The sequence below is a fragment of the Spirosoma sp. 48-14 genome (genome assembly GCF_001898575.1).
Taxonomy (GTDB): Bacteria; Bacteroidota; Bacteroidia; order Cytophagales; family Spirosomataceae; genus Spirosoma.
Genome location: NZ_MKUD01000070.1, coordinates 33688 through 59882, shown reverse-complemented (window position 1 = coordinate 59882; position 26195 = coordinate 33688). Strand labels below are relative to the sequence as shown.

20 protein-coding genes are annotated in these 26195 nt (G+C 49.9%); 11 read left to right on the top strand and 9 right to left on the bottom strand.

The window, feature by feature from the left end; genetic code table 11:
* Window positions 1–4: 4 nt before the first annotated feature.
* A complete protein-coding gene (locus tag BGO59_RS29525; RefSeq protein WP_293690074.1) occupies window positions 5–2239 on the top strand; it encodes a DUF2309 domain-containing protein in 2235 nt (744 codons plus the stop codon).
* Window positions 2221–3099, top strand: a complete 879-nt coding sequence (locus BGO59_RS29520; protein ID WP_293690072.1) for a DUF6671 family protein — start codon at window positions 2221–2223, stop codon at window positions 3097–3099. The genes BGO59_RS29525 and BGO59_RS29520 overlap by 19 nt, the downstream gene beginning before the upstream one ends.
* A 95-nt stretch (window positions 3100–3194) precedes the next feature.
* On the opposite strand, the gene gnd is transcribed toward BGO59_RS29520, so the two are convergent.
* From gnd to BGO59_RS29495, 5 genes are all read right to left on the bottom strand, one after another.
* Window positions 3195–4649, bottom strand: coding sequence for a decarboxylating NADP(+)-dependent phosphogluconate dehydrogenase (gene gnd, locus BGO59_RS29515; protein ID WP_293690070.1), 1455 nt, complete (start codon window positions 4647–4649; stop codon window positions 3195–3197).
* 202 nt (window positions 4650–4851) lie between these two features.
* On the bottom strand, window positions 4852–5283 hold the full coding sequence (locus tag BGO59_RS29510; protein ID WP_293690067.1) for a MarR family winged helix-turn-helix transcriptional regulator: 432 nt from the start codon (window positions 5281–5283) through the stop codon (window positions 4852–4854).
* A complete protein-coding gene (locus tag BGO59_RS29505) occupies window positions 5284–5763 on the bottom strand; it encodes a glutathione peroxidase (RefSeq protein ID WP_293690064.1) in 480 nt (159 codons plus the stop codon).
* 148 nt (window positions 5764–5911) lie between these two features.
* Window positions 5912–6172 (bottom strand): hypothetical protein, encoded by a 261-nt coding sequence (locus BGO59_RS29500; RefSeq protein ID WP_293690062.1) that lies wholly within the window; start codon window positions 6170–6172, stop codon window positions 5912–5914.
* Window positions 6173–6373: 201 nt separating this feature from the next.
* On the bottom strand, window positions 6374–7903 hold the full coding sequence (locus BGO59_RS29495) for a hypothetical protein (protein WP_293690059.1): 1530 nt from the start codon (window positions 7901–7903) through the stop codon (window positions 6374–6376).
* A 112-nt stretch (window positions 7904–8015) separates the two neighbouring features.
* Between BGO59_RS29495 and BGO59_RS29490 the strand changes: the two genes are divergently transcribed.
* The 3 genes from BGO59_RS29490 to BGO59_RS29480 all read left to right on the top strand — a co-directional run bounded on the left by BGO59_RS29490 (window position 8016) and on the right by BGO59_RS29480 (window position 12290).
* Complete coding sequence (locus BGO59_RS29490; protein ID WP_293690056.1) at window positions 8016–9404, top strand: glycoside hydrolase family 140 protein; 1389 nt, start codon at window positions 8016–8018, stop codon at window positions 9402–9404.
* 80 nt (window positions 9405–9484) lie between these two features.
* Complete coding sequence (locus BGO59_RS29485) at window positions 9485–10906, top strand: peptidase (protein ID WP_293690053.1); 1422 nt, start codon at window positions 9485–9487, stop codon at window positions 10904–10906.
* A 37-nt stretch (window positions 10907–10943) separates the two neighbouring features.
* Complete coding sequence (locus BGO59_RS29480; RefSeq protein WP_293690050.1) at window positions 10944–12290, top strand: amidohydrolase family protein; 1347 nt, start codon at window positions 10944–10946, stop codon at window positions 12288–12290.
* A 25-nt stretch (window positions 12291–12315) separates the two neighbouring features.
* Here the strand turns inward: BGO59_RS29480 and BGO59_RS29475 are convergent, their stop codons facing one another.
* The gene (locus BGO59_RS29475) at window positions 12316–13584 is read right to left on the bottom strand and encodes an asparagine synthetase B (protein ID WP_293690048.1); all 1269 of its coding nucleotides are present in this window, start codon (window positions 13582–13584) and stop codon (window positions 12316–12318) included.
* Window positions 13585–13648: 64 nt separating this feature from the next.
* On the opposite strand from BGO59_RS29475, the gene BGO59_RS29470 reads away from it, so the two are divergent.
* The 4 genes from BGO59_RS29470 (at window position 13649) to BGO59_RS29455 (ending at window position 18014) form a co-directional block, all read left to right on the top strand.
* Window positions 13649–16213: a M1 family aminopeptidase gene (locus BGO59_RS29470; protein ID WP_293690452.1), complete on the top strand. Its 2565-nt coding sequence runs from the start codon at window positions 13649–13651 to the stop codon at window positions 16211–16213.
* Window positions 16210–17124 carry a helix-turn-helix domain-containing protein gene (locus BGO59_RS29465; protein ID WP_293690046.1) on the top strand — a complete coding sequence of 305 codons (915 nt, stop codon included), beginning with the start codon at window positions 16210–16212 and terminating at the stop codon, window positions 17122–17124. Before BGO59_RS29470 ends, BGO59_RS29465 begins: the two co-directional genes overlap by 4 nt.
* 87 nt (window positions 17125–17211) lie before the next feature.
* Complete coding sequence (locus BGO59_RS29460) at window positions 17212–17679, top strand: hypothetical protein (protein WP_293690043.1); 468 nt, start codon at window positions 17212–17214, stop codon at window positions 17677–17679.
* A gap of 17 nt (window positions 17680–17696) precedes the next feature.
* Window positions 17697–18014: a DUF3817 domain-containing protein gene (locus BGO59_RS29455; protein WP_293690041.1), complete on the top strand. Its 318-nt coding sequence runs from the start codon at window positions 17697–17699 to the stop codon at window positions 18012–18014.
* Window positions 18015–18109: 95 nt separating this feature from the next.
* On the opposite strand, the gene BGO59_RS29450 is transcribed toward BGO59_RS29455, so the two are convergent.
* The 3 genes from BGO59_RS29450 to BGO59_RS29440 form a co-directional block, all read right to left on the bottom strand.
* Complete coding sequence (locus BGO59_RS29450; protein ID WP_293690038.1) at window positions 18110–19255, bottom strand: alpha/beta hydrolase-fold protein; 1146 nt, start codon at window positions 19253–19255, stop codon at window positions 18110–18112.
* A 385-nt stretch (window positions 19256–19640) separates the two neighbouring features.
* The gene (locus BGO59_RS29445; protein WP_293690036.1) at window positions 19641–19943 is read right to left on the bottom strand and encodes a hypothetical protein; all 303 of its coding nucleotides are present in this window, start codon (window positions 19941–19943) and stop codon (window positions 19641–19643) included.
* Window positions 19944–20061: 118 nt separating this feature from the next.
* Complete coding sequence (locus BGO59_RS29440) at window positions 20062–22653, bottom strand: response regulator (RefSeq protein WP_293690033.1); 2592 nt, start codon at window positions 22651–22653, stop codon at window positions 20062–20064.
* Window positions 22654–22984: 331 nt separating this feature from the next.
* Between BGO59_RS29440 and BGO59_RS29435 the strand changes: the two genes are divergently transcribed.
* Window positions 22985–23698, top strand: coding sequence for a lysoplasmalogenase (locus tag BGO59_RS29435; protein ID WP_293690030.1), 714 nt, complete (start codon window positions 22985–22987; stop codon window positions 23696–23698).
* Between the two features lie 150 nt (window positions 23699–23848).
* Window positions 23849–26143: a catalase/peroxidase HPI gene (gene katG, locus BGO59_RS29430; RefSeq protein ID WP_293690027.1), complete on the top strand. Its 2295-nt coding sequence runs from the start codon at window positions 23849–23851 to the stop codon at window positions 26141–26143.
* The last annotated feature ends 52 nt before the right edge of the window (window positions 26144–26195 follow it).

The window sequence follows — 26195 nt, the reverse complement described above, 5'->3', positions numbered from 1 at the left end:
ACCGATGGAAACTGTCCTGTTACCTCCCTCCACCGATCGTATGATCGATCCGCTCGACAATCTGTACGCAACTCAAGTAGTTGATTCTGTAACGAGTAGCTTCAAAAAAATAGCACCCTTCTGGCCGTTGAAAAACCTGATTGCAGTTAATCCCCTCCAGGGCTTCGAAGAGCTACCCATTGAAGAAGCGTTGGCGCTGGGACACGCTTATTTCCAGCAGCCTACCCTACCCGAGCCCATGGAAGCCATTAACCGACAAACCATCAAATGGTTATCTGTATATGTCGATGACGGTCAGGCCACTTTACCCATGCCCATGCGCCACCTGGGGTTGTTCGCTGCCTGGCGACAACTCGCCATTCATGATAAAAGCCTGTATGGTCAGGATATGTCAAAACGGCAATGGCTGGCAAACTTACCCGAACAGCCAGCCCAAGCCCTGCGGGAGTCGCTTTTTCAGCTAGGCGTACCCACCGACGAGCAGGAGGAATTTCTAACCCTCATGCTCACGACCTTACCGGGCTGGGCCTCCTATATTCGCTACCGTACAGACTGGGCCGGTCTGGACGCCCATCATCCTCACCCGGTAACACAGGTAGACTACCTGGCTCTACGCGTCATCATCACTGCTTTGCTATGGCCAGAAGCCCGAACGTTGCTCACCTGGCACCAGCGGGTGTTGGAAAATGCGCCGTCTGGCGGCAATCAGTTGGCGCAGTTGCAACAGGCCGAACGCACGTTCCGCGTACCTTTATTGAAACAGCTAGCCGCTCAATCACTGCCCGGTCCCCATGTTCCAGACGCCCAGTTTGTTTTCTGTATCGATGTTCGTTCAGAACCTTTTCGCCGGGCCCTGGAAGCAACAGGCGATTACCAGACGCTGGGATTTGCGGGCTTCTTTGGCCTACCCGTTCAGATCACCGATACCGTGACAGGGGAGTCCTATGCCTCCTGCCCAGTTCTGCTCACTCCCAACCATACCATACATGAATCGCCCTGCGGAACAGCGACAGAACAACAGCAGAATCGCAGCGGTTATGCCCGTCTAAAGATGCTCAAGCGACTCTATCAATCGCTGAAATATACCTTTACTACACCCTTCGCTCTGGTTGAAGGACTGGGCCTTGCTAGTGGTACCTGGATGGGCTTACGCAGCCTTATGCCTGGGCTGGCCTATCGATTACAGGACCAGCTTGTGCGCTCCATTCGAAAACCCATGGCAACCTCCTCCTCTTGGGACTCCATTTCAGGAACGGACCAAAGCCGGTATGCCGAAGGGGCACTACGGGCTATGGGGCTTACCAAAAACTTCGCTCCTGTGATTATTTTCTGTGGACATGGTAGCTCGACCCAGAACAATGCTTATGCCACAGCCCTCGACTGCGGAGCCTGTGGGGGACGACATGGTGGAGGGAATGCCCGAGTGCTGGCGGGAATCCTAAACGATCAGCAGGTACGGCAGGAATTGCGTAAAAAAGGCATCGTTATTCCAGATACCACTCGATTTGTTGCGGCTGAACACAATACAACCACCGACGAAGTCACCCTCTTTGGCGACAGCGCTTCTGGAGCACTTCAACAAATCAGTCAGGATTTGGCAAAAGCCCGGCTGACCAACAGCATTGAGCGACTCAAGCAGTTCCCATCTTCCCGACCAGGCTCTGATGAAGTCCAGCAAACCTGGCTGCGTTCGGTGGATTGGGCTCAGGTTCGGCCCGAATGGGGCCTGGCTCGTAATGCAGCCTTCATCGTCGCTCCTCGTGCGCTGACGGCCTCCCTGAATCTGGAAGGGCGCTGCTTTCTGCACTCGTACGATTACACGCAGGACCCACAGGGCACCATCCTCACAACGATACTGACTGCGCCGATGGTGGTAGCTCAATGGATCAATGCGCAGTACCTGTTTTCTACGCTGGATAATATAGCCTACGGCGGTGGCAGCAAACTAACCCAGAACGTTACCAGCAAAATCGGCCTCATGCAGGGAAATGCGAGTGATCTGATGACGGGCCTACCGTTACAATCGGTCTATGCCACCGACGAACAAGCCTACCACGAACCCCAACGGCTACTGACGGTGGTTTACGCTCCTCGTACGCTGTTGATTACGCTGGTTCAGACTCAGCCAGTCTTGCAGAAACTGTTTGGAAACGGATGGGTACAATTAGCCTGCCTGGAGCCTGAGGATAGCCAACCCTATCTTTTAACGCGTGACTTCCAATGGCAAAGCCTTACCTAAAACACGCATCGGTTTATACAGGAAGTTGTATGATCCTGACCACCAAACATGCTAAATCCATAGCGATAGCCCCGCCGTTCTGGTCCCGGCTGAACGCGAGTATCCTGGAATATGTCGTAGATACTGACCAGTTAGGAACATTTTCCGGGGAAATCGATCGCGAAGGTAGCGCTCTTGCGTGTGCCCGGCGCAAATGTGAGTGGGCGCTGGAAAAGCTAGGTGATAAAGTCGACTATGCCCTGGCCAGCGAGGGTAGTTTCGGAGCGCACCCGTTTCTGCCTTATCTAGCCTGTGATGAGGAAATCCTTTATTTTATTGATCGCAAACGAGGATTTCATCTGCACCTTTCCCAGGTAAGCGAGCATACCAACTACCAGACAGGACAGGTGCAGTCGTGGGAAGCGCTGCAAGCCTTTGCAAAGGCTTGTCAGTTTCCTTCTCACGGGCTCATCGTACGCCCAAACGGCCGGACAACCAAAGGGCCCGTTTTTAAAGGCATTCAATCGGAGACGGAGTTGGAAGTGGCTTATGAAACGGCCAGGTACTACTCTGCGAAGGATACGGTCTGGGTCGAAACGGATATGCGGGCGCAGTTCAATCCAACTCGTATGCAAGTCATTGGCGAGCTGGCAACCCGACTGGCCGATCGTCTTTCCTGTGTATGCCCGGCCTGCCACACTCCTGGCTGGGGCAAGGTAGGTTCTGAAAAAGGATTACCCTGCCGTCAATGCGGCCACAAAACGGAACTAACCCACTACGAAATCGATGGCTGTGTATTATGCACCTATCGAACGATACGAGGTCGCGCGGATGGGCTTACGCAGGCCGATCCGGGGTACTGTCCCGTTTGTAATCCTTAAACGTTTACTAAAAATAGAACGCTGATTAGTATGATCACTATGATCTGGGTAAATCATAGTGATCATACTAATCAGCGTTCTAGTAAGTTGGCAAATTAGTTATTGTACGCTGTCGATACCGTATCACCGCCTTCGCCTGTCCAGTTCGTATGGAAAAACTGACCGCGTGGCTTATCGATCCGTTCGTAGGTATGCGCACCAAAATAGTCGCGCTGGGCTTGCAGCAGGTTGGCGGGTAGCCATTCACTACGAAATCCATCCAGGTAGCAAAGTGCCGAGGTGAGTGCCGGAGCCGGAATACCGTTGCTCAGGGCAGCCGCACACACCCGACGCCATCCCGCCTGTGCTGCTTCGATTCTATCCTTGAAGAAATCATCGAGCAGCAGGTGTGGAAGGGCCGGATTCTTATCAAAGGCTTTTTTGATGTCGCCCAGGAAGGCCGACCGGATAATACACCCTCCGCGCCACATCAGGGCAATATCGCCGTAGTTCAATTGCCACTTGTATTGTTTGGCGGCTGCCATAAACAGGTTGTAGCCTTGTGCATAGGAGATGATTTTAGCTCCGTACAACGCCATTTTCAGGTCGTCGAGCAGTTGAGCCTTATCGCCCGTAAATTCAGCCTTGGGCCCGCTAATCACTTTCGAAGCCGCTACGCGCAGGTCTTTCTGTGCCGACAGGAATCGAGCAAATACGGATTCGCCAATCAATGTAAGCGGAATACCTTCATCCAATGCAGCCGTTCCGGTCCATTTACCCGTACCTTTCTGTCCGGCCGTATCCAGAATCTTGTCGACCATTGGTGTGCCGTCCTCATCTTTATAGGCCATGATATCGGCCGTAATTTCGATCAGGTAGGAGTCAAGCTCCTCGGTATTCCATTTTTTGAACACCTCATGCATCTCATCGGCACCCATGCCCAGCAGGTCTTTCATCACCTGATAGGCTTCGCCAATAATCTGCATATCGCCATACTCGATCCCATTGTGTACCATTTTGACGAAGTGGCCCGCCCCATCACTACCGACCCAGTCGCAGCAGGGTGTACCATCGTCTACTTTGGCCGCAATCGACTGAAAAATTTCTTTTACAAACGGCCAGGCCGCCACGCTGCCCCCCGGCATCATCGACGGTCCGGTTAAGGCACCGATTTCACCCCCTGAAACACCCGTTCCGATATACAGGAATCCTTTACTTTCGACATACTGGGTCCGGCGAATGGTATCGGGGAAATACGAATTACCGCCATCAATGATAATATCGCCTGGTTCCAGATGGGGAATGATCTGTTCAATAAAGTCATCCACCGGCTGTCCGGCTTTTACCAGCATCATCACCTTACGAGGGCGTTTCAGCGAAGCCACCAGCTCTTCAATAGAATGGGCTCCGATAAAGTTTTTCCCGGCTCCCCGGCCATTGATAAAATGGTCGACTTTCTCAACCGTCCGATTGAAAACGGCTACGGTATACCCCTTGCTCTCCATGTTGAGCACCAGATTTTCGCCCATTACGGCTAGACCAATCAGGCCAATATCTGCAGATTCTGACATTATGCTATTATTTGGTGAATGATACGATACTGCTACGTTTTGCTTTGGTAAGAACCGCTGACCCACGTTCCTACTTATTCTAGTTGCTTAAGCGCGGCAAGTTTACGCATAAACTGTTACTCCATCAGACTTCCGCCCATTTTTCTACTTTTTAACCTGCGACATTCTCTCTATCGCTCCTCCTGCACCATACCCCTGCTACCTATACCTTGCCGATCAGCTTGTATAAAATATGGTAAAGCTGCCCTGCTTCTTCGGGTGATAATGGCAATTTATCGGCCAGATATAATGGTATCTGGGCAGCCTCCTGCCTGAGTACTTTACCGCTGTCGGTCAGGGTAATGACAATGTTACGCTCATCGGTTTCCGAACGGGTCCGGGTTATCAGCCCGAGTTCCTGCATACGTTTAAGCAAAGGCGTAAGTGTATTCGACTGAAGTTGTAAACGCTGTGCAATAAAGCTCAGATTCACTGCATCGTTTTCCCACAACACCAGTAATACCAGATACTGAGGATAGGTGATTCCCAGCGTGTTCAAGATGGGCGCGTAGCACTGGGTTACCAGCCGGGAAGCTGTGTATAGCGGAAAACAGAGCTGATCTTCCAGCTTTAGGGATGTGCGCTTACTCTCCATTTACAGCAGTTTCTGAATGTCTTTCTCGATAGCCTCAGGCTTGACCACTGGCGCATAGCGTTTGTAGGGTCGTCCTTTTTTATCGATCAGAAATTTCGTAAAATTCCACTTAATTCTACTCCCCAGAAAGCCCCCTAGTTCCTTTTTCAAATATTGAAATACGGGCTGCGTGTGAGGGCCGTTTACGTCGCATTTTTCGGTAAGCTGGAACGTCACCCCATGATTAAGTTTACATACCTGCTCTATGGTGTCGTTGTTTTCAGGCTCCTGTCCGGCAAACTGATCGCAGGGAAATCCCAGCACCACCAGCCCTTTGTCTTTATACTGCTGATGCAGAGCCTCCAGCCCGTCAAACTGTGGAGCCAGGCCGCACTGGGTTGCGGTATTGACTACTAAAACAACCTTGTCTTTAAAATCCCCCATTGGGATAGGTGCCCCCTTTGGGGTTCTGGCCGATAATTGATAAAATGTACTTTCCATAATTAGCTACTTGACTCAATAGTATATGCGCCTTCCTTCGTCAGGAAACCAGCATCTGAATGGTTATTAAAAAATCGCAAACGATTATATCGCTTACGATACAAATTTATAAAAAATTCTTTTCTGAGCTTTCAAGCATACCTGATGGCTACATTTTCGGGAAAGCATAACATAGGAAACCGACGATTACCGCTTCAATAATCCACATAATGAGCGTGTTGTTGTGTACGATCCGAAGAATCAGGAAATGAGCCCCTATGGCTCCTAAGGCAATAGGAATGCCGAAAATAAACTGTAGTACATTGTTCTGCTGCGACGGGTGTACAAAACCATACCCAATCATAATCAACCCCAGCAGAGCCATTCCCATAAGCGGGGTAACAATAGTGAACAGTTTTTTGAAGGTCATAAGCACTACCGTTCATTCATCCAGTATGCCCAAACAGGCTATTTGCACTACATGGTTAATCAATCTATCAGGTTTTTCGCACGCCCAACAGATTGATTAACCAGCTACGGCACTGATTGTTGGCTTTCACATAAACGAACGCTCATGCTTTTTACCGCAATAAACCACCCCATATAACGGTAAGAATAGATCTGCCTGTACTCAGCTCAGGCGTTGCTTAAAAACATCATAAACCGGATGAGCCATGTCGTTACTGACTAGCCCGCCGGGGCCGTGTGTCAGGTAATACGTTACAGACTCAACACCTGCCCTGGCTAACGTATCCAGACTTTGTCGCGTCCAGTCAGCTCCGAATTCAGTAGCCTGCCGGGGGTCGGCTGGGGCATTCAGCCGTTCGGTAGCCGTGCCTTCCAGGGTTTTGAATCGTAACCGGAGAGTGATCGGTGAAATATGAACGGGTTTACCACCGCTGAGCTTCCGGGCCGATAGAGCTGTTTCGGCCTGCCCGGCCAGGTTCTCGAACAGGGTCAGATCATCGAGCGCATGAACCAGCGGACTGACTGAGTAGGTAACAAAATCGACCTGCTCAACATCAAATGGGTTTCGGTTCAGTTCCGCAAAGTTATCGTCAGTTCCTCCGCCGATAGCCGCTTCTGGCCAGGCGTTTCGTAGCATAGGCACAACGGCGGCCAATAATTCATCCGATGTTCGTAAGGTGGCGGCTTCGAAAAGCAGGATGGTCTGTACAGTCACAGCCTGTGTTTCTACAACCTGCTGAAGCGCTGTTAATTCAGCGGCTGGCTCTGTACCGAAAAACAACGCAAGTTCAAGCGGAATATCCAGACGATTCGCATCCGCAAGCGCCTGCGCGAATAATTCCGGCCAGTTGGTCAGACTAAAAAAGACATCGACACGCAGGTGTGATAGCTCTAGTTGACGCAACAAAGCGACCTCAGCATCGGTCAGGGCAGGGCCACCCGTACGGTATCCGACCCCTACGCGCGGCTGAGCGGGTTTTATTGATGCCGCAAACTCCTCCATCTCGCGTAGTTTTTCGTCGTTTGCTGGAGCTATCAGATTCTCCTCAGCCAGACTGACTATTGCCTGCTGCTGAAATTCATCGCCAACGGCAACCGTAACGGGTTTGGGCCGAACCTGCGGGGTTGAATAGGTTTTAAACGACGCATCGGACCAGTTTCGCTGATCTTCCGTTTCGAACACATCGCCTGCAACATCCAACTGCCAGGTCAGGCCGGAAGCGGGTTTCCAACGTAATGTCTGTATGTTCAGAAACGGTTGATGGGGCTTTATAAATGTCGGGAAATGGGCATCGGTTGTCGTTCCATCGGGGGCTACGATCTGAGCCGGTTGGCCTAATACACCATCTATCGGATGTAGTATGCAGAGACCGATGCGGTTTTTCCGAAATGAATTGAGCGCCTTGCCGTAGAAATCGACCGAGATTGTCCCTTTTTCATCGCCCGTCATCACAACACGACCTGTCATCTGAATACCCAGTTCGTCGATCTGCCAATTATATTGAACACGGAACGTGTCTGTCTGCTGGGTTATCGATTCGTCGGTTATGGTAAAGGCGGCTGTGGTCCAGTTGTGGTCGCGAATGGCGAAATAGATCAGCCGTAGGATTTCAGTACTATTATGGGTAAAGTAACGCAGGAAGCCCTGCTCATAACGCACCTGTACAGGGCCAGCATGAAGCATTTGAGACATAAGTCAGAAGGTATCGTTTTCAGGTTTAGTCCGTCGGCCACTACGGTAGGCAAACGGTTCAACTGTCTTTTTGAGTCAGTTTGTATCGGTTTCCTAGTCTAAACCCGTATTCATGAAAAAACTCATCATCTGGGCAGGATTTCTTCTTGGTCACCACCTGCTTCAGGCCCAGCAACCGTTCACGAATGGTCGGCTAAAGGTGTCGGAGAATAAACGTTACCTGGTTCATCAGAACGGCACTCCCTTTTTCTGGCTGGGCGATACAGCCTGGGAGCTATTTCACCGACTCAACCGCGAAGAAGCCGAGCAATACCTAAAGCGACGGGCTGAACAGGGCTTCACGGTCGTACAGGCGGTGGCACTGGCGGAATTTGACGGATTGAAAGAACCCAACCCCTACGGTGAAACACCCCTTCTGGACAACGACCCAACCAAACCCAACGAAGCCTATTTCAAACATATCGACTACATTGTTGATAAAGCGGCTCAGTACGGAATCGTCATTGCCTTTCTACCCACCTGGGGCGACAAGCTTTTCAAAAGCACCTGGGGACAGGGACCCGAAATTTTCAATCCGACCAATGCCCGTGTTTATGGCCGTTACGTTGGGAATCGCTACAAAAACCGCGAAAATATTGTCTGGATACTGGGTGGCGACCGGATGCCACGCGATGGTTCGCAGGATGTAGCGGTCTGGCGGGCTATGGCCGAAGGTATTCAGGAAGGGGTTGGCGGGACCGATAAAGCCCTGATGTCGTACCATCCCCAGCCCAACGGAATGGAAGGTGGGGCCTCAAAATGGTTTCAAAATGACGACTGGTTCGACTTCAACATGCATCAGAACGGGCACTGCCGATACACGCCTGTATATGACCAGATCAGCGTTTCGTACAACCGCCAGCCAACCAAGCCAACGATGGATGCCGAACCCATTTATGAAGACCATCCGGTTTGTTTCAACGTCAAGGATCTGGGAACTTCCAATGCCTACGATGTGCGGGTGTATGCCTATCTGGATCTGTTTGCGGGTGCACACGGGCACACTTACGGTTGTCACGACATCTGGCAGATGTACAGTAGCCAGCGCCCCGCCGTAAATGGCCCGCATCTATTCTGGCAGCAGGCACTCGATTTACCCGGTGCCCATCAAATGACTTATGTCCGGAAACTAATGACCGCCCGCCCCCTACTCGACCGCGTACCCGACCAGTCGATTATTGTGGAAAACAACCTCAGCCCGGCCGAACGGATTCAGGCCACACGGGGCAAAGACTATGCCTTTGTGTATTCGGCCGTCGGCAAGCCGTTTACGGTCAATCCGGGAAAGATTTCAGGCAAAACCATCACGGCCACCTGGTTCGATCCGCGTACGGGCAAAACCCAATCGGCGGGCACCTTCGACAATCAGCAGGCCAGGCAATTTTCTCCGCCCTCCAGAGGCTACGGCCACGACTGGATACTGGTGCTAGACGATACCGCTAAAAACTACGCAGGGCTATAAATCTGCCCAGAACGAAATGACCCGATTTACAATAATAGACAGGCTTACTTTTCCCCAGAAGCGGCTGGACTGCCGATGTGATGACTAAGAAATTCTATCAGAATACGATTTTCTTTCTAGGACTTACCGTTGTGGTTGGCCTTTTGCAAAGCTGGTTTTTTGTTCAAATAGGGGCAAGCCTGCCCACGCTCCCCTCATTTGCCAATTTCTTTCTGGCAGCCAATCTGATTTCGTTTCTTAGCACGGGCTTTCTGCTCCGTTATTTATATGAGCAGCCATACCGGGTGGCCTTTTGGACGGGTATATTCGCTTTTTCCACCGCCCTGCTGCGTGCGACTCTGCTTTATTGTACACTGGTGCCTTTAACGCGGGCTTTCGAGCGCTATTATCTGCCCGTACTCTTTCTGGATATTGGCGCCAGCCTTATCTACGCCAGTAGCCTGGTTGTGTCCCGAACTGGAAGGAATAGCTGGTTGAAAGGAGCGGGGTTGGTCTATTTTGTTTTATCAGGCAGCACATTGGCCTTATTGATCTGGTCCATACAGGCACATATGGGTCCCGGCAATCCAATGTTGGTCAGCATTCAGCAATGGCTTTCCTTCGCGGGTACTATCCCTCCCTTGCTTCTGATTGGCCATTTCTGGCAAAAACAGGCCCAACTTCATGCGCCAATCCCTCAGTCGGCCATAGCTTCGTGGCCAGACATGCTGATCGACGCTGCTCGTTTCCTCGGCGTAGCTGCATTGCTGTTTCTGGGCGTACCCCTATTTGGCGAGGGCATTCGTGCCCGTTATCCCTCAAAGGAGGCTCTCCAACTGACTCAAATTTTCGAAGCGCGAACCTTTATTGACTCGCGTGGCGATACCTTGTCGTATCGATTGCTCAAACCGGCAGGCTATGATTTTACCCGAAACTATCCGCTGGTAATTAGTCTGCATGGAGGAGCAGGCTGCGGAACAGACAATATCCGTCAATTGGCGAATTGGGAAGTTCAGCAACTGGCCGAACCGGCAAGCCGAAAAAAATACCCTGCCTTTGTACTGGTTCCCCAATGCCCGCTTGGCAGTAGCTGGGGCGGGCTACCTAACGTGGTAGCTCGGGATACGGTCGTTTTTGAATTAATGCATGCCCTGGAATACGAATTTGCTATCGATACCAATCGGCGTTATGTGGCCGGAGGGTCGTTGGGCGGGTATGGAACCTGGCATTTCATTGGCACTCATCCAGGCGTATTTGCGGCTGCCCTCCCCTTCTGTGGAGGGGGGAATCCGGCTTTCGCTAACCACATGGTGGACGTAGCAATCTGGGCTTTTCATGGGGATAACGATAAGAATGTGCCGGTAGAAGGCTCCCGAAACGTTGTTAAGGCCATACAGAAAGCGGGTGGACATCCTCGGTATACCGAATTTAAGGGAATAGGACACGATCTGCGGCCCGGTCTGGCAACTACACCTGGGATATTCGATTGGCTATTTGCCCAGAAACGGAAAAAATCACAATAACGCCCCCACTTCTTGTTACCCCTACTCCCTCGACGGCATGAAAAAGGCAGCGCTTCCAGCCATCATTCTCGTACTGGCACTGGTGGCCTATTTTTATTTTGCTCCCAAAGCGATACCTCCCGTACACCTGGAATCCGGGCTCCCTTCTCAATTTGGAACAGAGGCCTTAAAAAAAGCAGGCACCTACCTGATCCGTAATGTTTCGGTAATTCCTATGACGAAGGATACCCTTCTATCTAATTACCATGTACTGGTCGAAAACGGCCGAATTAAACAGCTCACTCCTGACTTAAGTACTGTGGATACGGCTGCCCATCCACTGCTTATCGACGGAACCGGCAAGTTTCTTATCCCAGGCCTGAATGATCTGCACGTACACATCAATGATGACAACAATCTGCTTCTATTTGTAGCCAATGGCGTAACCACGATTCGGAATATGGCCGGGTACCCATTTCATCTTAGTCTGCGGGAAAAGATTCATCGACGGCAACTTCTGGGGCCAACACTTTACACGGCCAGCCCAATTCTGGAAGGGAGTCCGAATGTGTGGAAGTTTAGCCGGATCGTCAGGACGAAGCAGGAGGCCCGTCAGGCGGTTATCCAGTTCGCCAAAGCCGGTTATGATTTTATTAAAATTTACCACACGTTACCCCAGGAACTGTACCGGGAAATTTTGCGGGTAGGCGATTCGCTCCAGATTCCGGTAGTAGGCCATATTCCTTTTCAGGTAGACCTTAAGGAAGTCCTGGCATCTTCGCAATATTCGCTGGAGCATGTCGATGTGAGCCCTATCTCGCCACATCTTCCGTTGGTGAAACGATTAGAATTGATTGGTCAATCCAAAAAATGGATGTGCCCAACTCTGCTGGTCTATAAAAATATGCAGAAACACCCCAACGACCCGAGTATTCCGACCAATTACGAACGCTATGTCGATAAGATCACCCGAACGTTCTGGCAACAGCGCCTTCATTATTACAGCCGGGATCACTACAGTTTACAAAAAAAGATGGCCCAATTAATCCATAAACATGGAGGGCGATTTATTGCGGGAACTGATTGCCTGAATTCCTATGTGCTAGCCGGTTTCAGCATTCACGAAGAACTCCAGGAATTGGTCAGTGCAGGCTTACCCGAATACGAGGCCTTAAAAGCCTGTACGGTCAATGCGGCCATTTTCCTGAAGAATCAATCGGAAGTGGGTACGATAGAGCCTCACAAGCAAGCTGATTTGGTCCTGCTGGAAGGGAATCCGTTAAAAGACATAACCAACACTAAAAAAATAAACGGGGTCATGCTGAAAGGAATCTGGTTTAGTGCTGCCGAATTAAATCAGATGCTGGCAGCGGTTAAAAAAACCTATCCCCATCAGAACCCCTGAAACGGCAAAGGCTGTGTACCTTCGGCTACGTTTTGCGCTTTTTCTTACGGGCCGATGGGAACAGCACGTTATTAAGAATAAGCCGATAACCCGCCGAATGGGGATGCAGATTCAGATCGGTTGGGTTACGAAAACCGCCCCCCCGTGTTCCTTCGGGGTCGTGCCCGCCGTAGAACGTCCACTGCCCCTTGCCCATTTCGCCATAGAGATAGCGATCCGACGTTTTGCCCTCGCCCATGACCAGGCTACTGGGCTTGACCGCTCCTTTGCGGAAGGCTGTCGTCTGACCAAAAAACTCTTTGATTATATTTTCGTGGTTCTGAGTGAGCATGGATGGAATAGCATCCCATTTGGCCGAAAAGTTGAACAGCTCAAAAAAGCCGCTGGGCTCATCGAATCCACGATTAGCGGCCGAATTAATATCCGAGAAGGTTGAAAAACCGCGATACCCATTGTCGGATTCGAGTGTAAAGTTGCCAAACGCAAACGTTTTACTGAAGTCCAGTTTCTCCTGCGCATTGGGGTCCATGCCATCGCCATCGTAGTTACTGCTGACAATATCGACGCCATCAGCCGCCAGTGCAATATCGAGCGTTTCGGCCGCCGAACACATGGCAAACAGGTAACCGCCACCCGCGCAGAACTGCTTGATTCCTTTGGCAACAGCCAGCTTCATCTGCGATACTTTCGAATAGCCATACTTACGGGCAATGTCTTCCTGCGCTTTGATGTCGGCCAGCGACTGCCGATGCATGTTACGCCCATACTGACCCGTAAAATCTTCGTGGTGCAGGTGCAGCCAGTCGTACTTGGGCAGGTCGCCTTTCAGCACTTCTTCGTCATACACCAGTTCATACGGAATTTCGGCATAGGTCAGCACGAGCAGTACAGCATCCGTATTTTCAAATTCGGCAGGACCAACTTTAGCGGGTGAATACACGATGATTTTTGCCGCCTTCTGCAGTTTGACCACATCCATATTTACATCTGGATTAGACAACTGCTGCCGGATCGATTCAGCCTGCGAATCTGAAATACCCTCGAATGACACCCCTCGAACCCGGCATTCGGTCTCTACTGACTTGGTGTATTTCATCATAAAACTGCCACCCCGGTAATTGAGAAGCCACTCTACGTCCTGGTCGTCTTTCAGCACTTTATAGGCAATGCCATAGGCTTTCAGGTGATTGGTCTGTCGGTCGTCCATTGGAATCAGGACGTAATTAGCCCAGGCAGGAGCCGCCCAGCCAACAAAAGCCAGTAATACCAGCAGAAAAGTTAAGTGCTGTTTCATAGCGTGCATTATTTTTGACCTAATTCATCGTCATGTGTAGTCATGACTACCAACAACTTCTATGATGCGTTACGGTATTACTGCACTTCTTCTACTTGCCATGCTCGGGAGCCAACAGCCTGCTCTAAGTCAATCTAAAACCGTTGAAACAGGCGTGTCGCAAACGCTGGCCAAAGCCCGGAAACAAACGATCCGTGACGTGGCTTATGCTTTAAAGTTCGACATTCCTGCGCAAAAAAACCAGCCTATTCCAGCCACTGAATCAATATCGTTTAACTGGACCAAAAACGCAGCCCCTCTCCAGCTCGATTTTAAAGAGAAACATACTAAGGTACAGACCATTTCTGTCAATTCGGTTGCGATTCCTATTGTGTTTGAGAGCGAACATCTACTGATTTCTACTGCTTATCTGAAGCCCGGAGCGAACACAATTTTTATCCAGTTTATGGCTGGTAATTTATCGCTCAACCGAAATGATGAATACCTATACACTCTGCTTGTTCCCGACCGCGCCCGAACGGTATTTCCCTGCTTCGACCAACCCGACCTGAAAGCTAAATTCCAACTGTCGCTGACGATTCCGAACCACTGGCAGGCTATGACCAATGCGGCTGTCAACGACTCGACGGTGACTGGCGACCGTAAAACCATCCATTTCCGTCAGTCGGAAGTGATACCGACCTATCTGTTTTCGTTTGCAGCCGGGAAGTTCACCTCCATCAGCCGAACCCTCGACCGCCGACCGATGACCCTTTTCCATCGCGAAACGGATACGACCAAAATCCGGCTGAGTCTTGACCCGATCTTTAAACTCCATGCCGATGCCTTGAACTTCCTGGAAGACTACACCCAGATTCCATATCCATTCCAGAAATTCGATTTTGTGGCCGTACCCGATTTTCAGTACGGCGGCATGGAACACGTCGGGGCCATCGATTACCGATTATCGAGCCTGTTTCTCGACAACGGTGCCACCCGCGACCAGAAACTCTCACGGGCGACACTGATTTCGCACGAAACGGCGCACATGTGGTTTGGCGATCTGGTTACCATGCGCTGGTTCAACGATGTGTGGCTGAAAGAGGTGTTTGCCAACTTCATGGCCGATAAGATTACCGAAGTATCCTCACCGGAGGCTAATTACGACCTTCAGTTTGTGGTCGATCATTTTCCAGCAGCCTATGCCGTTGACCGGACTGAAGGCGCCAACCCGATTGGTCAGCCGCTGGCCAATTTACAGGAAGCCGGAACGCTGTATGGAGGCATCATCTATCACAAAGCGCCAATCATGATGCGGCAATTGGAGCGGTTGATGGGCAAAACCGCCCTCCGCGACGGCCTGCGTGACTACCTGAAAAAATACTCGTTTGGCAACGCGACCTGGAATGACCTGATTTCGATTCTGGATACATATACCCCTGCCGACCTCCAGGCCTGGAACAAGGTCTGGGTAAATGAAACCGGCCGCCCCCGGTTTTCGTACCAATGGGATGGCAAAGGAGGAACCATCAAACAGTTTGTGATTTCGCAACAGGGTGAAGACGGCTCCAATCGATTCTGGCCCCAGAGCTTTGAAATAGCATTTGTCTATCGTGATCACCGGGAAGAATTGACCGTGCATATGGACAAACCACAGGTTGTTCTAAAAGAAGCGATCGGGAAGCGAACGCCTTTATTTGTTACGTTCAATTCATCGGGGCAGGGGTATGGAATTTTTCCCGTCGATACGGCCACAGCTGTCAATTTGGAATTCACGAAAAACCCAGTAACACGGGCTGCTACGTACATCAATTTATACGAAAACATGGTATCTGGTCAGGGAATTTCCCCGGAGCAGATGGCCTTTGGGTATCAGAATATGTTACGTATAGAATCGGAAGAACTGAATCTACGTCTGATAACCAGCCAGCTATCGGATATTTTCTGGAATTTTACCCGACCTGAAAAACGGCCCGCCCTGGCAGCTTCAATTGAGCAGGCAGCCTGGCAGGCTATGGAACAGGAACCGAATCCGGGTAAGAAGAAACTCCTGTTTCGGTTGTACCAAAACATTGCCTTAAGCACCGACGCCCGCGACCGGCTGTATGCCATCTGGCGCGATCAGAAAGCCCCAGCGGGCGTTACCCTCACTGAAGACGATTACACCAGTCTGGCCTTAGCCCTGGCCGTTCGCGACTACCCGGCTGAGGGAATTCTGGCGAAGCAACTGGCTCGTATCAAAAACCCAGACCGGAAGAAACGGCTGGAATTTATGATGCCTGCTCTATCGTCGAACGTAGCTGAGCGAGATCAGTTTTTTGCGTCACTGGCAACGGAATCCAACCGGGAGCATGAAGCCTGGGTAACGGCGGCATTAGGGTACCTACACCACCCGTTGCGGACAGAAACCTCCGCCAAATACCTGCCTAAAAGTCTGGAACTGCTGGAAGAAATTCAGCGGACGGGTGATATTTTCTTTCCTGAATCGTGGCTTCGTTCCACCCTGTCGAGCTATCAGACACCCGAAACCGTTCAACTGATACGGAAATTTCTGGCTGACCGCCCGAACTATAACCCACGGTTGCGAGCGAAGCTGTTACAGGCGGCCGATGGGCCATTCCGGGCAAGTAAGTTGCTGTATCACCTATGACGTCCAGTGATCTTTTTCCGGCCATCAGTCCGGCAATGGCCCGCGAGCTTTTTCTAATCAGGGATGCATCGTGGGGAGATCGGTTTAAAGAAAATTTTAACCAGTTTATCATTGCGCCCCTGGAGTATAGCTGGCCGGTCATCAAACTGCCTTTACCCCCATCGCGCACCAGCAATCATGCCCTGATTCTGGTAGAACATGGGGAGGTCGACATTACCATCGGGCATCAGGCGTATACGCTTCGGTCGAAGGAACTGGTCATAGTGCCTGCGCTCCAAATATTTACCCTGCACAGCATCCGACCCGATTCGATTGGGTTTATGTCGTTTATCAGTCAGGAACTACTTTTAGGCGCTGCTAGTGAATTCGATTTTCTGAAATTGACGGGCAATCCGCACATAAATTTATCGGATCAGCAGGCACAGTTTGTCAGTACGCTTCTGCATCGACTCGCTATTGAATATCAGGAGAACGGAGCAACTAAACCAGAGCTGATCCGGCCGTATCTGCTGGCGCTGTTTGCCGAGATCGACCGGGCGTATGTGGGTCCGATGGCAACCAAAACCGACCTGGGCGAACGACTGATTCAGCGCTTTATGGACGTACTGACAACACGTATTCGCGAAACCCGACTCGCCAGTCAGTATGCCGACTGGCTGGCCGTTAGCCCGAATCACCTGAACAAAGTGGTGAAAAATCGAACAGGTAAATCCCCTTCCGTATGGATCGACGAACGGGTTGTACTGGAAGCTAAGGTGCTACTTGTTCAGACAGAGTTGACTGTGGCCCAGATCGCGCATGAAATGGGATTCCCCGATCAATCGACTTTTGGAAAACTCTTTCGGAAATATACTGAATTGACCCCGACTCAATTCAGGAGCCAGTTTGTAGAGGCTTTACAACGTGATTGATTTTGACCAGATTTACCCTGTTCCTGCCTACATATATCTCGGTAAGCTGTCGGACCTTTGCGGTTGTATTCAGGCTTCGATAGCTCCATGATTTATCCTATTCTGCTGGTTGTTCATAATGCGCTACGGTGGCTGGTTCTGGGGAGTTTACTGATAGCGCTGGGCAACAGTTATTCGGGCTGGTTGCGAGGGCGTTCGTACCGACCCATCGACCAGACAATACGCGTGATCGCTACGTCAATTGCCCATACGCAGTTGCTGGTCGGCTTCTATCTTTACTCCAAAAGTCCAATCGTAAGCTATTACTGGACGTTTTCGCCCGATGCCAGTCAATCGCCCGAGTTTCGGTTTTTTAGCCTGATTCATATTGGGTTGATGTTCACGGCCATCGTGATAATGACCGTTGGCTCGAGCAAAGCGAAACGCCAGCCGACATCCCAACAGAAATTCAGAACGACCGCTATTTATTTTACCATTACCTTGCTGCTCATCCTCCTTGCGATTCCCTGGCCATTTTCACCGCTGGCCACCCGACCATTATATCGAACGCTTTAAGCATTCTCCAACCTATTATGCACTTTTTCAATTCACTCAAAATCCGGCTTCGCGTAGTAAGCTTTGCCGAAGGAATTTCTTACCTGCTGCTTCTGTTCATTGCTGTGCCACTAAAACGAATTGGTGGTCATCCCGAAGCAGTGCAAATTCTGGGACCAATTCATGGGCTGCTGTTTGTCTGGTACGTACTGGTCATTATTCAGGCCAAAACCGAGTATGGCTGGTCGGCGAGCAAAACGGGACTGGCACTGCTGGCATCGATCCTACCGGGCGGAACCTTCTATGCCGATCATAAGGTATTCCGGCTTTTACCAGCGACAACGCAGGACTTATAAACCATTTCGGTCAAACAAGACTACAGAACGTGATTACAGCAGTAAGGTACTAATGTGGGCGGGTTTAAGAACCCGCTCACACAAAAAACAGTATCCTACCGAAATAGCAGGGGTGCAATGTCGGTGAGGTTACGTCGCCAGACCATGAATGTGTGTCCACCGGGTGTTTCGACCTCTTTATACTTTACCTTTTTCGAGGCCAGATATTGCTTGAAGTATTTATTGTTCTGATACAGAAAGTCGTCCACCCCACAGGAAACCCACAAGAGCTTTAACTGTTTATTGGCGCTCTCGTCCAGCTTCGGATACGCTTTGGCAAAGCTGTCATTCATGGCTTTGATCTGTTCCTCCGACGGGGTTGTCGTAGCTGGGTTGCCGGATGCCGAAGCCGCTGGACGCGGACCTCCCATACCAACCGCACTGCTAAACCCACCAACGTAGGCAAAATGGTCGAGGTTGTTCAGTCCCGTATAAAAAGCCGTGCCCCCACCCATCGACAAACCGACAATAGCTCGCTGGGTTCGGTCTTTAGCAGCATTGTAGGTCTTTTCCAGTTGAGGTATGATTTCCTGAAGCACTTCGGTGGTGTATTTTTCATTACCGCCATAGCCCAGCGTATTGACCATAATCATAGGTTTAGCTTTGCCTTCGGCAATGAGGTTATCCAGAATAATGTTGGCTTGCGCATTCACGATCCAAGATAGGGCCGTCCCCGTGGCACCGTGAAGCAGGAAAAATACTGGATACGGCTCTTTGCGTTTGGGGTCGTAGTTTGGCGGCAGGTACACATAGTAGTCCCGGTCTTCGCCCATCACCGCCGACCGATAGACATGGTGGTTGACAATACCGCGAGGCACATCCTTGATCTCCCAACTCAGCGAAGCTGGTCCCGGCATATGGGCCAGACTCTGTCCGTTACATTGGTAGCAGGGTTTAGCCACGGGATTAGCTGGATCGGGAATGCGAAGGCCATCGACGACAAAGGCATAATCATACACATCGGGGTCAAGCTTTTTGGTAAAACTCCAGACGCCCTGATCATCTTTGGTCATCGTTTCCCGCGAAACGCCTTCGATGTCAAGAATTACTTCTTTAGCGTTTGGCGCCCGCAGCCGGAAGATCAATCCGCCGTCGGTCACTTCCGGGGATTTGACGGCGGGCATTCGCGGAACCTGAGCCAGAAGTGTTGCCGTCTGGAACAACAGACAACCGAATAGCAGTAGCCAATTTCGTAACGTCATAAATTTCGTAAAGCAAGGGTTTAACAAATCGCTACGAATCTACTATGCTTTTTTATCATTACGTATTTTTTACGGTAAGACTTTTTACAAGGTTTAACAAGAGCAATCCATCGGAAAAACACACAGAAGACCACGCGCGTAATGGATATGGCTTGCCTGATTGTATCGTCTTGCCAATACATTTCAACCTATAGCCGCCGTTTTTCCAGGTAATACAGCCCATGTAGACCAAGCTTCTACGTACACTTTTTGATTGGTTCTTAACCTGAACTTTCACTTGGAGAGGCCCTAATCATTATTATCCGACTAGTGCAAAAACAGACTAGCTCTAAATACAACAAGCCGGACATCGTGTCCGGCTTGTTGCCTGATCGTATTCTTTGATCTATTTAACGGCTTCGACAGCCGCTGCGGCCTCTATAGCCGCTATAGCTGCACCATTCTTCTCACCGTACTCGTCCCGTTTACTTTCGAAATACGAAAAAATGTCATTGATCGAGTCAACATTCTCGGCAATTTTCGAATGCATATCGCTGAGATTTTTTTCCAGCGTCGAATCGTTCAGACCATTCATATTGTCCACTTCGATCTGACTGATTTTGGTAATGAGGGCCGTCTGGCTGTTTTGCAGGTCTTCCAATTCACGAACCACTTTGTTCATCAGTTCAAACTTCTGTGCCTTATCCATAATTTTTCTATTTTGTTGAGTCTATTTACTTAACTATCTAAACAGAAAATGGTTTTTGAAATCCTCAGGTAAACCCATAGATTACGCTACATACCTTAGGTTGGATAGGCGAATACATTTACTCAGCGCGACTTTGGCTAGTTTCTACATAGTGGCTCATCAGTGGTAAGATTGCCTCAATTTGCAGTATGTATTGTTCAACCAGGGGAGCTACGTCGTCAATCCCTTTCTTTTCTCTGATCAGCGCTTCGATTTCCAGAATTAATCGGGTGGCTTCGTTCATACCCAGCATTTTTGTATGGACTTGCTGGGTATGAACGATCTGTTTGATTGTGTCCAAATTCTGCTGATCGATTGCCTGTCTGAGGCTCTCAAGTCCCGAAGGCGTTTCGACCAGGTAAATCTCGATTAACTCCATTGCCAATGCCGTATCGTTGCCCACTGCGCTTAATAAAGGTTCTATAGAAAAGCTGGCCGACGAACGGGTTGAGGGTTCAGCTACCAGTGCAGGTTTTGGGATAGGGCGGCCCGTCACTACGTATTTACGCATGAGCGCTTGTAACTCTTCTAACTGAAATGGCTTGGGCAGAAAATCATTCATGCCCACTTTGATACACTCCTCCTGTTCACTGGGCAGCGCGTGGGCCGTCATGGCAATGATAGGCACCGAACTTTTGAGTGTTGAACGAATTTGGCGGGTTGTTTCATACCCGTCCATCACCGGCATCTGAAGATCCATCAGAATTATGGCAAAGCTGGTTTCTTCGAGCAGCGCAAGGGCTTTCTGCCCATTGTCGGCCACTTGTGACTGATACCCCAATCGCTTCAACGCCTGAATTGCTAGCTTTTGATTCATTAGGTTATCTTCCACTACCAACACACGAACATCACCCAGCACAGGAGCTACGGCCAGGTTATTGGGCTGGTGCAGCAACAGTTGCTCTTCAGCAACCGGATATGGAATTTCTACGACAAATTGAGAGCCTTTACCCAATGTGCTTACTACCCGAACTGTACCACCCTGTAACTCCGTCAGTGCTTTGACAATACTCAAGCCAAGGCCCGTTCCACCATAATATCGGGTTGTGAAATCGTCGGCCTGTTGGAAGCGATCAAAAATAGTAGGCAATACGTCGGCGTCGATACCAATGCCTGTATCTTCTACTATAAAGCGCACCAGAACCAGGTCGGCATCAACCTCTCCACGGGGCTCAGCCTGTAAAGTAATTGTACCCTGCTTGGTAAACTTTATGGCATTATTGAGCAGATTCAATAAAATCTGGGTGAGTCGGGTTGGGTCGCCCCGAAAAACAGTTGGCAATGCCGGATCAATTTTTATCACCAGCTCCAGCCCTTTATCAGCAATGGATACCTGACACATCGCCTTAAGCGAAGCAACGAGCAGCTGAATACTAAAGGGTATCGACTCCAGCTTGATCATACCCGCTTCCAGCTTTGATAAGTCCAGAATATCATTAACGATGGTCAGCAGGTTTTTGCCCGACGTTCGAATATGCCCCAGGTATTCGCGCTGGTCGGCATCAAGGGAGGTGGTGTCCAGCAATTCAGAAAACCCAAGCATAGCGTTCAACGGTGTTCGAATTTCGTGGCTCATATTAGCCAGGAAATCCTGCTTGAGCTTGGCCGCTTTTTCCGCTATTTTCTTCGCTTCCTGTAACTGATGCTGTGACTGTGCACGGTCGCTAATATCAATACTGGACGTAATTACGTATTGGAGATCGCCCTGTGCATCGTAAACAGGCGTGGCCGTACTAAGCAGTTGAATGGCTTTACCGTTCATGCGCAGTTCCAGATCGTCGACCTGAACCGTTTCGCCCTGCAGCGCCCGATAGGTAGGCCTTTGCTTAACCGGATAAGGCTGGCCATCCGGAAAACGGAATAGTGAATCGGCATTGAGCCCTTCCGTATATTGACCAAATTGGATACGATCACCGAATAATTTAATAGCGGCCTGGTTCGCATAGTAGAACTTTCCATCCCGGTCGATGATCACAATAGGAGCCGGTACCGCTTCCAGCAATTTCTTGGTTTGCTGCTCACTTTCGGTCAGTTTTTGATTGAGCCAGTTACTTTCCCGCAGGGAGCGATACAACAGGTAAATAGCCCCAATAATCATGAGCAAGGCCGCAACCGCACCAACCAGATTGCTGATCGTAGCATAGGCAGCCGACCGTTTACTCTGCGCAACGCGGGTTTCGAGTAGTACGTTTTCGTAGCTGTCCGACTCTTTTAAAACCTGATAAAAGTCGCTGCTGATGCTCAGAAAATGTTCAATAGAATCCAGTCGGGCCATTCCCGGCTTAATTAGCCCCTCCGCAAATAATGGGCGGCTCCTGGCAATCTTCGCCCGGAAAAGTTGATCGAGCAACTGAAGCCGTTTTGTTTGTATAGGATCATCAGCCGACAGTTTCTGTATGGCTTTGAGTTCCTTACTCATTTGCTGACTTGTGCGCTCAAAATCTGATTTGAAATAGAGATTGCTACTCAGCAAATAGCCTCGTAAATCATTATCCATATTGGTCAGTAGTGCCAGCATCCGTTGCGTTTTACTGATTACCTGATGGGTATGGACAACCCATTTATTCATTTCAGTCAGCCGATTCACCGTCTGCCAGGCATTAATTCCGATGATTACGGTTATAAGAACCCCCAAAGCTACCATCAGGGAGATCCGCCGGTATCTGTTCATAGCAGGAACGTTTCTATCCAGAAATCCACTCTGTTTTTCACCAAAATCGGGTGTAGAGCGATTTAGTCTAAAAAATCGATTAAAAATACTGAACAGAATTAAAGTTACCGTTATGTGACACAATTAAATAATTAATATAAATTTTTCTTAATAAATAAAACTAATAGACTAAGAAATTATTAGGCAAATTTTGTCTGGTAGCTACTCGTTAATTTCATCTATAAAACCCAGTCTAATTTAGCCACATTTCCACCTACGCTCCCTACCCTATTTTAGCTATTCTGGCAACGAAACACGTACATTTAGCTCACCTAAACCCGAACCGAATGCTATGTATATCAGGCCCACCCGTCCGTTCACGCTTACGTTTATAGCCATTACGCTGCTGGAAATACTTGGCGATTCGCTGACTATCCGCGTATTGCATTACGGATGCAAACCACTGATTATGGCCCTGCTGATGCTATACGTGTGGCAGTTTTGTCAGGCCGTCGGCTTCGTTTCGTATATACGATGGCTTCTGGTTGGAATGGTGTTTGCGCTGGTTGGCGATATCCTGCTGATGATTCAGGAAATCGACTTGTTTGCTGCCGGACTAGGGGCTTTTCTGATGATGCAAATTTGTTACAGCATTGCTTTCCTGAAGTCGATCCGGGCGGGAGAACAACTGATTACAAGCCGTAGGTTAGTGAAACGTGCGATTCCCTTTAGCCTATACCTGATTATTTTTCTGGTTTTACTCCGACCTGTTTTTATCAGCAAACCGGATTTAGAAGTACTTTGGTGGCCTGTTGTCATCTATGCCAGTTGCCTGAATGGAATGGGCCTTCTGGCAACCCAGCGACAGGGTCTTCCTGGTTATAATCAGGTAGTGATCGGCGCCTTACTGTTTATTATATCCGACTCGGCTATTGCTGTCAATAAGTTTCTCAGTCCATTTAGTGGCTCGACCTGGCTGGTTATGACACCCTACGCAACGGCACAATACCTGATTATGATTGGAATGATCCAGCAGGTAGCCAGTAAGGTACCCGAAAAACCATAAGCATTACTTATTCAATATAAATATTGTCGATACGATAATCAATTAAATCAATTTGATTGATAAGTAAGTTCCTGCTAGTATTGCCTTGTAAAACAAATCGAGAACAACACAAAGACCACGTTCACGCGTAAACCAAATCGTTAAAATAAGATGGATACAATGTCAGGTGATATCAGCAAGTGCCCCTTTCACAATGGGAATATGCAGACTGCTGAAAAGATTAGTGTAGCCGGTAACGGAACGCAGAACCGGGACTGGTGGCCCAATCAGTTGCAATTGAATATCCTTCGGCAGCACTCGTCGCTATCGAACCCAATGGGCGAAGCGTTCAACTATGCTGAAGAGTTCAAAAGCCTGGATCTGGAGGCTGTAAAGCAGGATCTTCACGCCCTGATGACCGATTCACAGGATTGGTGGCCAGCCGATTTTGGACATTATGGCCCCTTGTTTATCCGTATGGCCTGGCATAGTGCGGGTACGTACCGTACGGGCGACGGTCGTGGTGGCGCTGGCGCTGGTCAACAGCGGTTTGCTCCCCTCAATAGCTGGCCCGACAACGTTAGTCTGGACAAAGCCCGCCGATTACTTTGGCCAATCAAGCAGAAATATGGCCGCAAAATTTCCTGGGCTGACCTGATGGTTCTGACGGGCAACGTAGCGCTTGAATCGATGGGCTTTAAAACCTTTGGTTTTGCGGGTGGTCGCCCCGACGTCTGGGAACCCGAGCAGGATGTATATTGGGGTGCAGAAAAAACCTGGCTTGGTGGCGACATCCGGTATGCGCATGGCTCCGACGGTGTTGAAAAAGCTGGGGGCGTACTTGTTTCTGACGATGATGCTGATGGCGATATCCACTCACGGAATCTGGAAAACCCGCTGGCAGCTGTACAAATGGGCCTGATCTACGTGAACCCCGAAGGGCCAGACGGAAACCCAGACCCCGTTAAAGCCGCAAAAGATATTCGGGACACCTTCGGCCGGATGGCTATGAACGATGAAGAAACCGTTGCGCTGATTGCAGGTGGACATACTTTCGGCAAAACACACGGTGCTGCTCCGGCAACGCACGTAGGTCCAGAACCCGAAGCCGCTGGTATTGAGCAACAAGGTTTTGGCTGGAGTAATAGCTTCGGAACCGGCAAAGGTGGCGATACCATTACAAGCGGCCTGGAAGTTACCTGGACCAGCACACCGACCAAATGGGGTAATGGCTTCTTCGAAAACCTGTTTGGTTTCGACTGGGAACTGACCAAAAGCCCAGCCGGTGCTCATCAGTGGAAACCGAAAAACGGTGCAGGTGCTGGTACAATTCCTGATGCCCATGATCCATCAAAAAGCCACGAGCCACGGATGCTGACCACTGACCTCGCCCTTCGCTTCGACCCGGCTTACGAAAAAATCTCAAGACATTTCCTTGAAAACCCCGACGCATTTGCCGATGCATTTGCGCGTGCCTGGTTTAAGCTAACCCACCGCGACATGGGTCCTCGAGCCCGTTACTTAGGCCCTGAAGTGCCCGAAGAAGTGCTGATCTGGCAAGATCCTATTCCGGCTGTTGATCACGCCCTGATTGATGAAGCCGACATTGCTGCCCTGAAAGCGAACATCCTGGCTTCGGGATTAACCGTATCCGAACTGGTATCGACAGCCTGGGCTTCGGCCTCTACGTTCCGTGGTTCTGACAAACGGGGTGGTGCCAACGGTGCCCGTATCCGGCTGGCTCCTCAGAAAGACTGGGCCGTTAACAATCCGACTCAGTTAGCGAAAGTACTGGGCATACTGGAAAGCATTCAGGAAGAATTTAACAGTACGCAAACAACCGGCAAAAAGGTGTCGCTGGCTGATCTGATTGTGCTCGCTGGTAGTGCCGCTGTTGAAAAAGCGGCTAAAGATGCGGGTTACGATACCACGGTTCCCTTTACACCTGGCCGGATGGACGCTTCGCAGGAAGAAACCGATGTTGAATCGTTTGCGGTGCTGGAGCCTATTGCCGATGGTTTCCGTAACTACCTCAAAGCTAAATTCACGATCTCGACGGAAGAGTTACTGGTCGATAAAGCGCAGTTGTTAACCCTCACTGCCCCTGAGCTGACGGTGCTGGTCGGTGGTCTGCGGGTGCTAAATACGAACTACGATGGTTCTAAACACGGCGTTTTCACCGCTCAGCCCGGCGTACTGACCAACGATTTCTTTGTCAATCTGCTCGATATGAGCACAGCCTGGAAAGCCGTTTCCGATCATAAAGAAGTGTTTGAAGGCCGCGACCGCAAGTCGGGCGACCTGAAATGGAGCGCCACTCGTGCCGATCTTATTTTTGGTTCGAACTCCGAGCTTCGCGCTCTGGCAGAAGTCTATGCCAGTTCGGATGCGAAGGTAAAATTTGTTAAGGATTTTGTTGCCGCATGGACCAAAGTTATGAATCTTGATCGCTTTGAACTAGCCTGATCAACGTCAATTTCTAGCTTTCTCTAAACCAAACACGCCGGGCAATATTGTC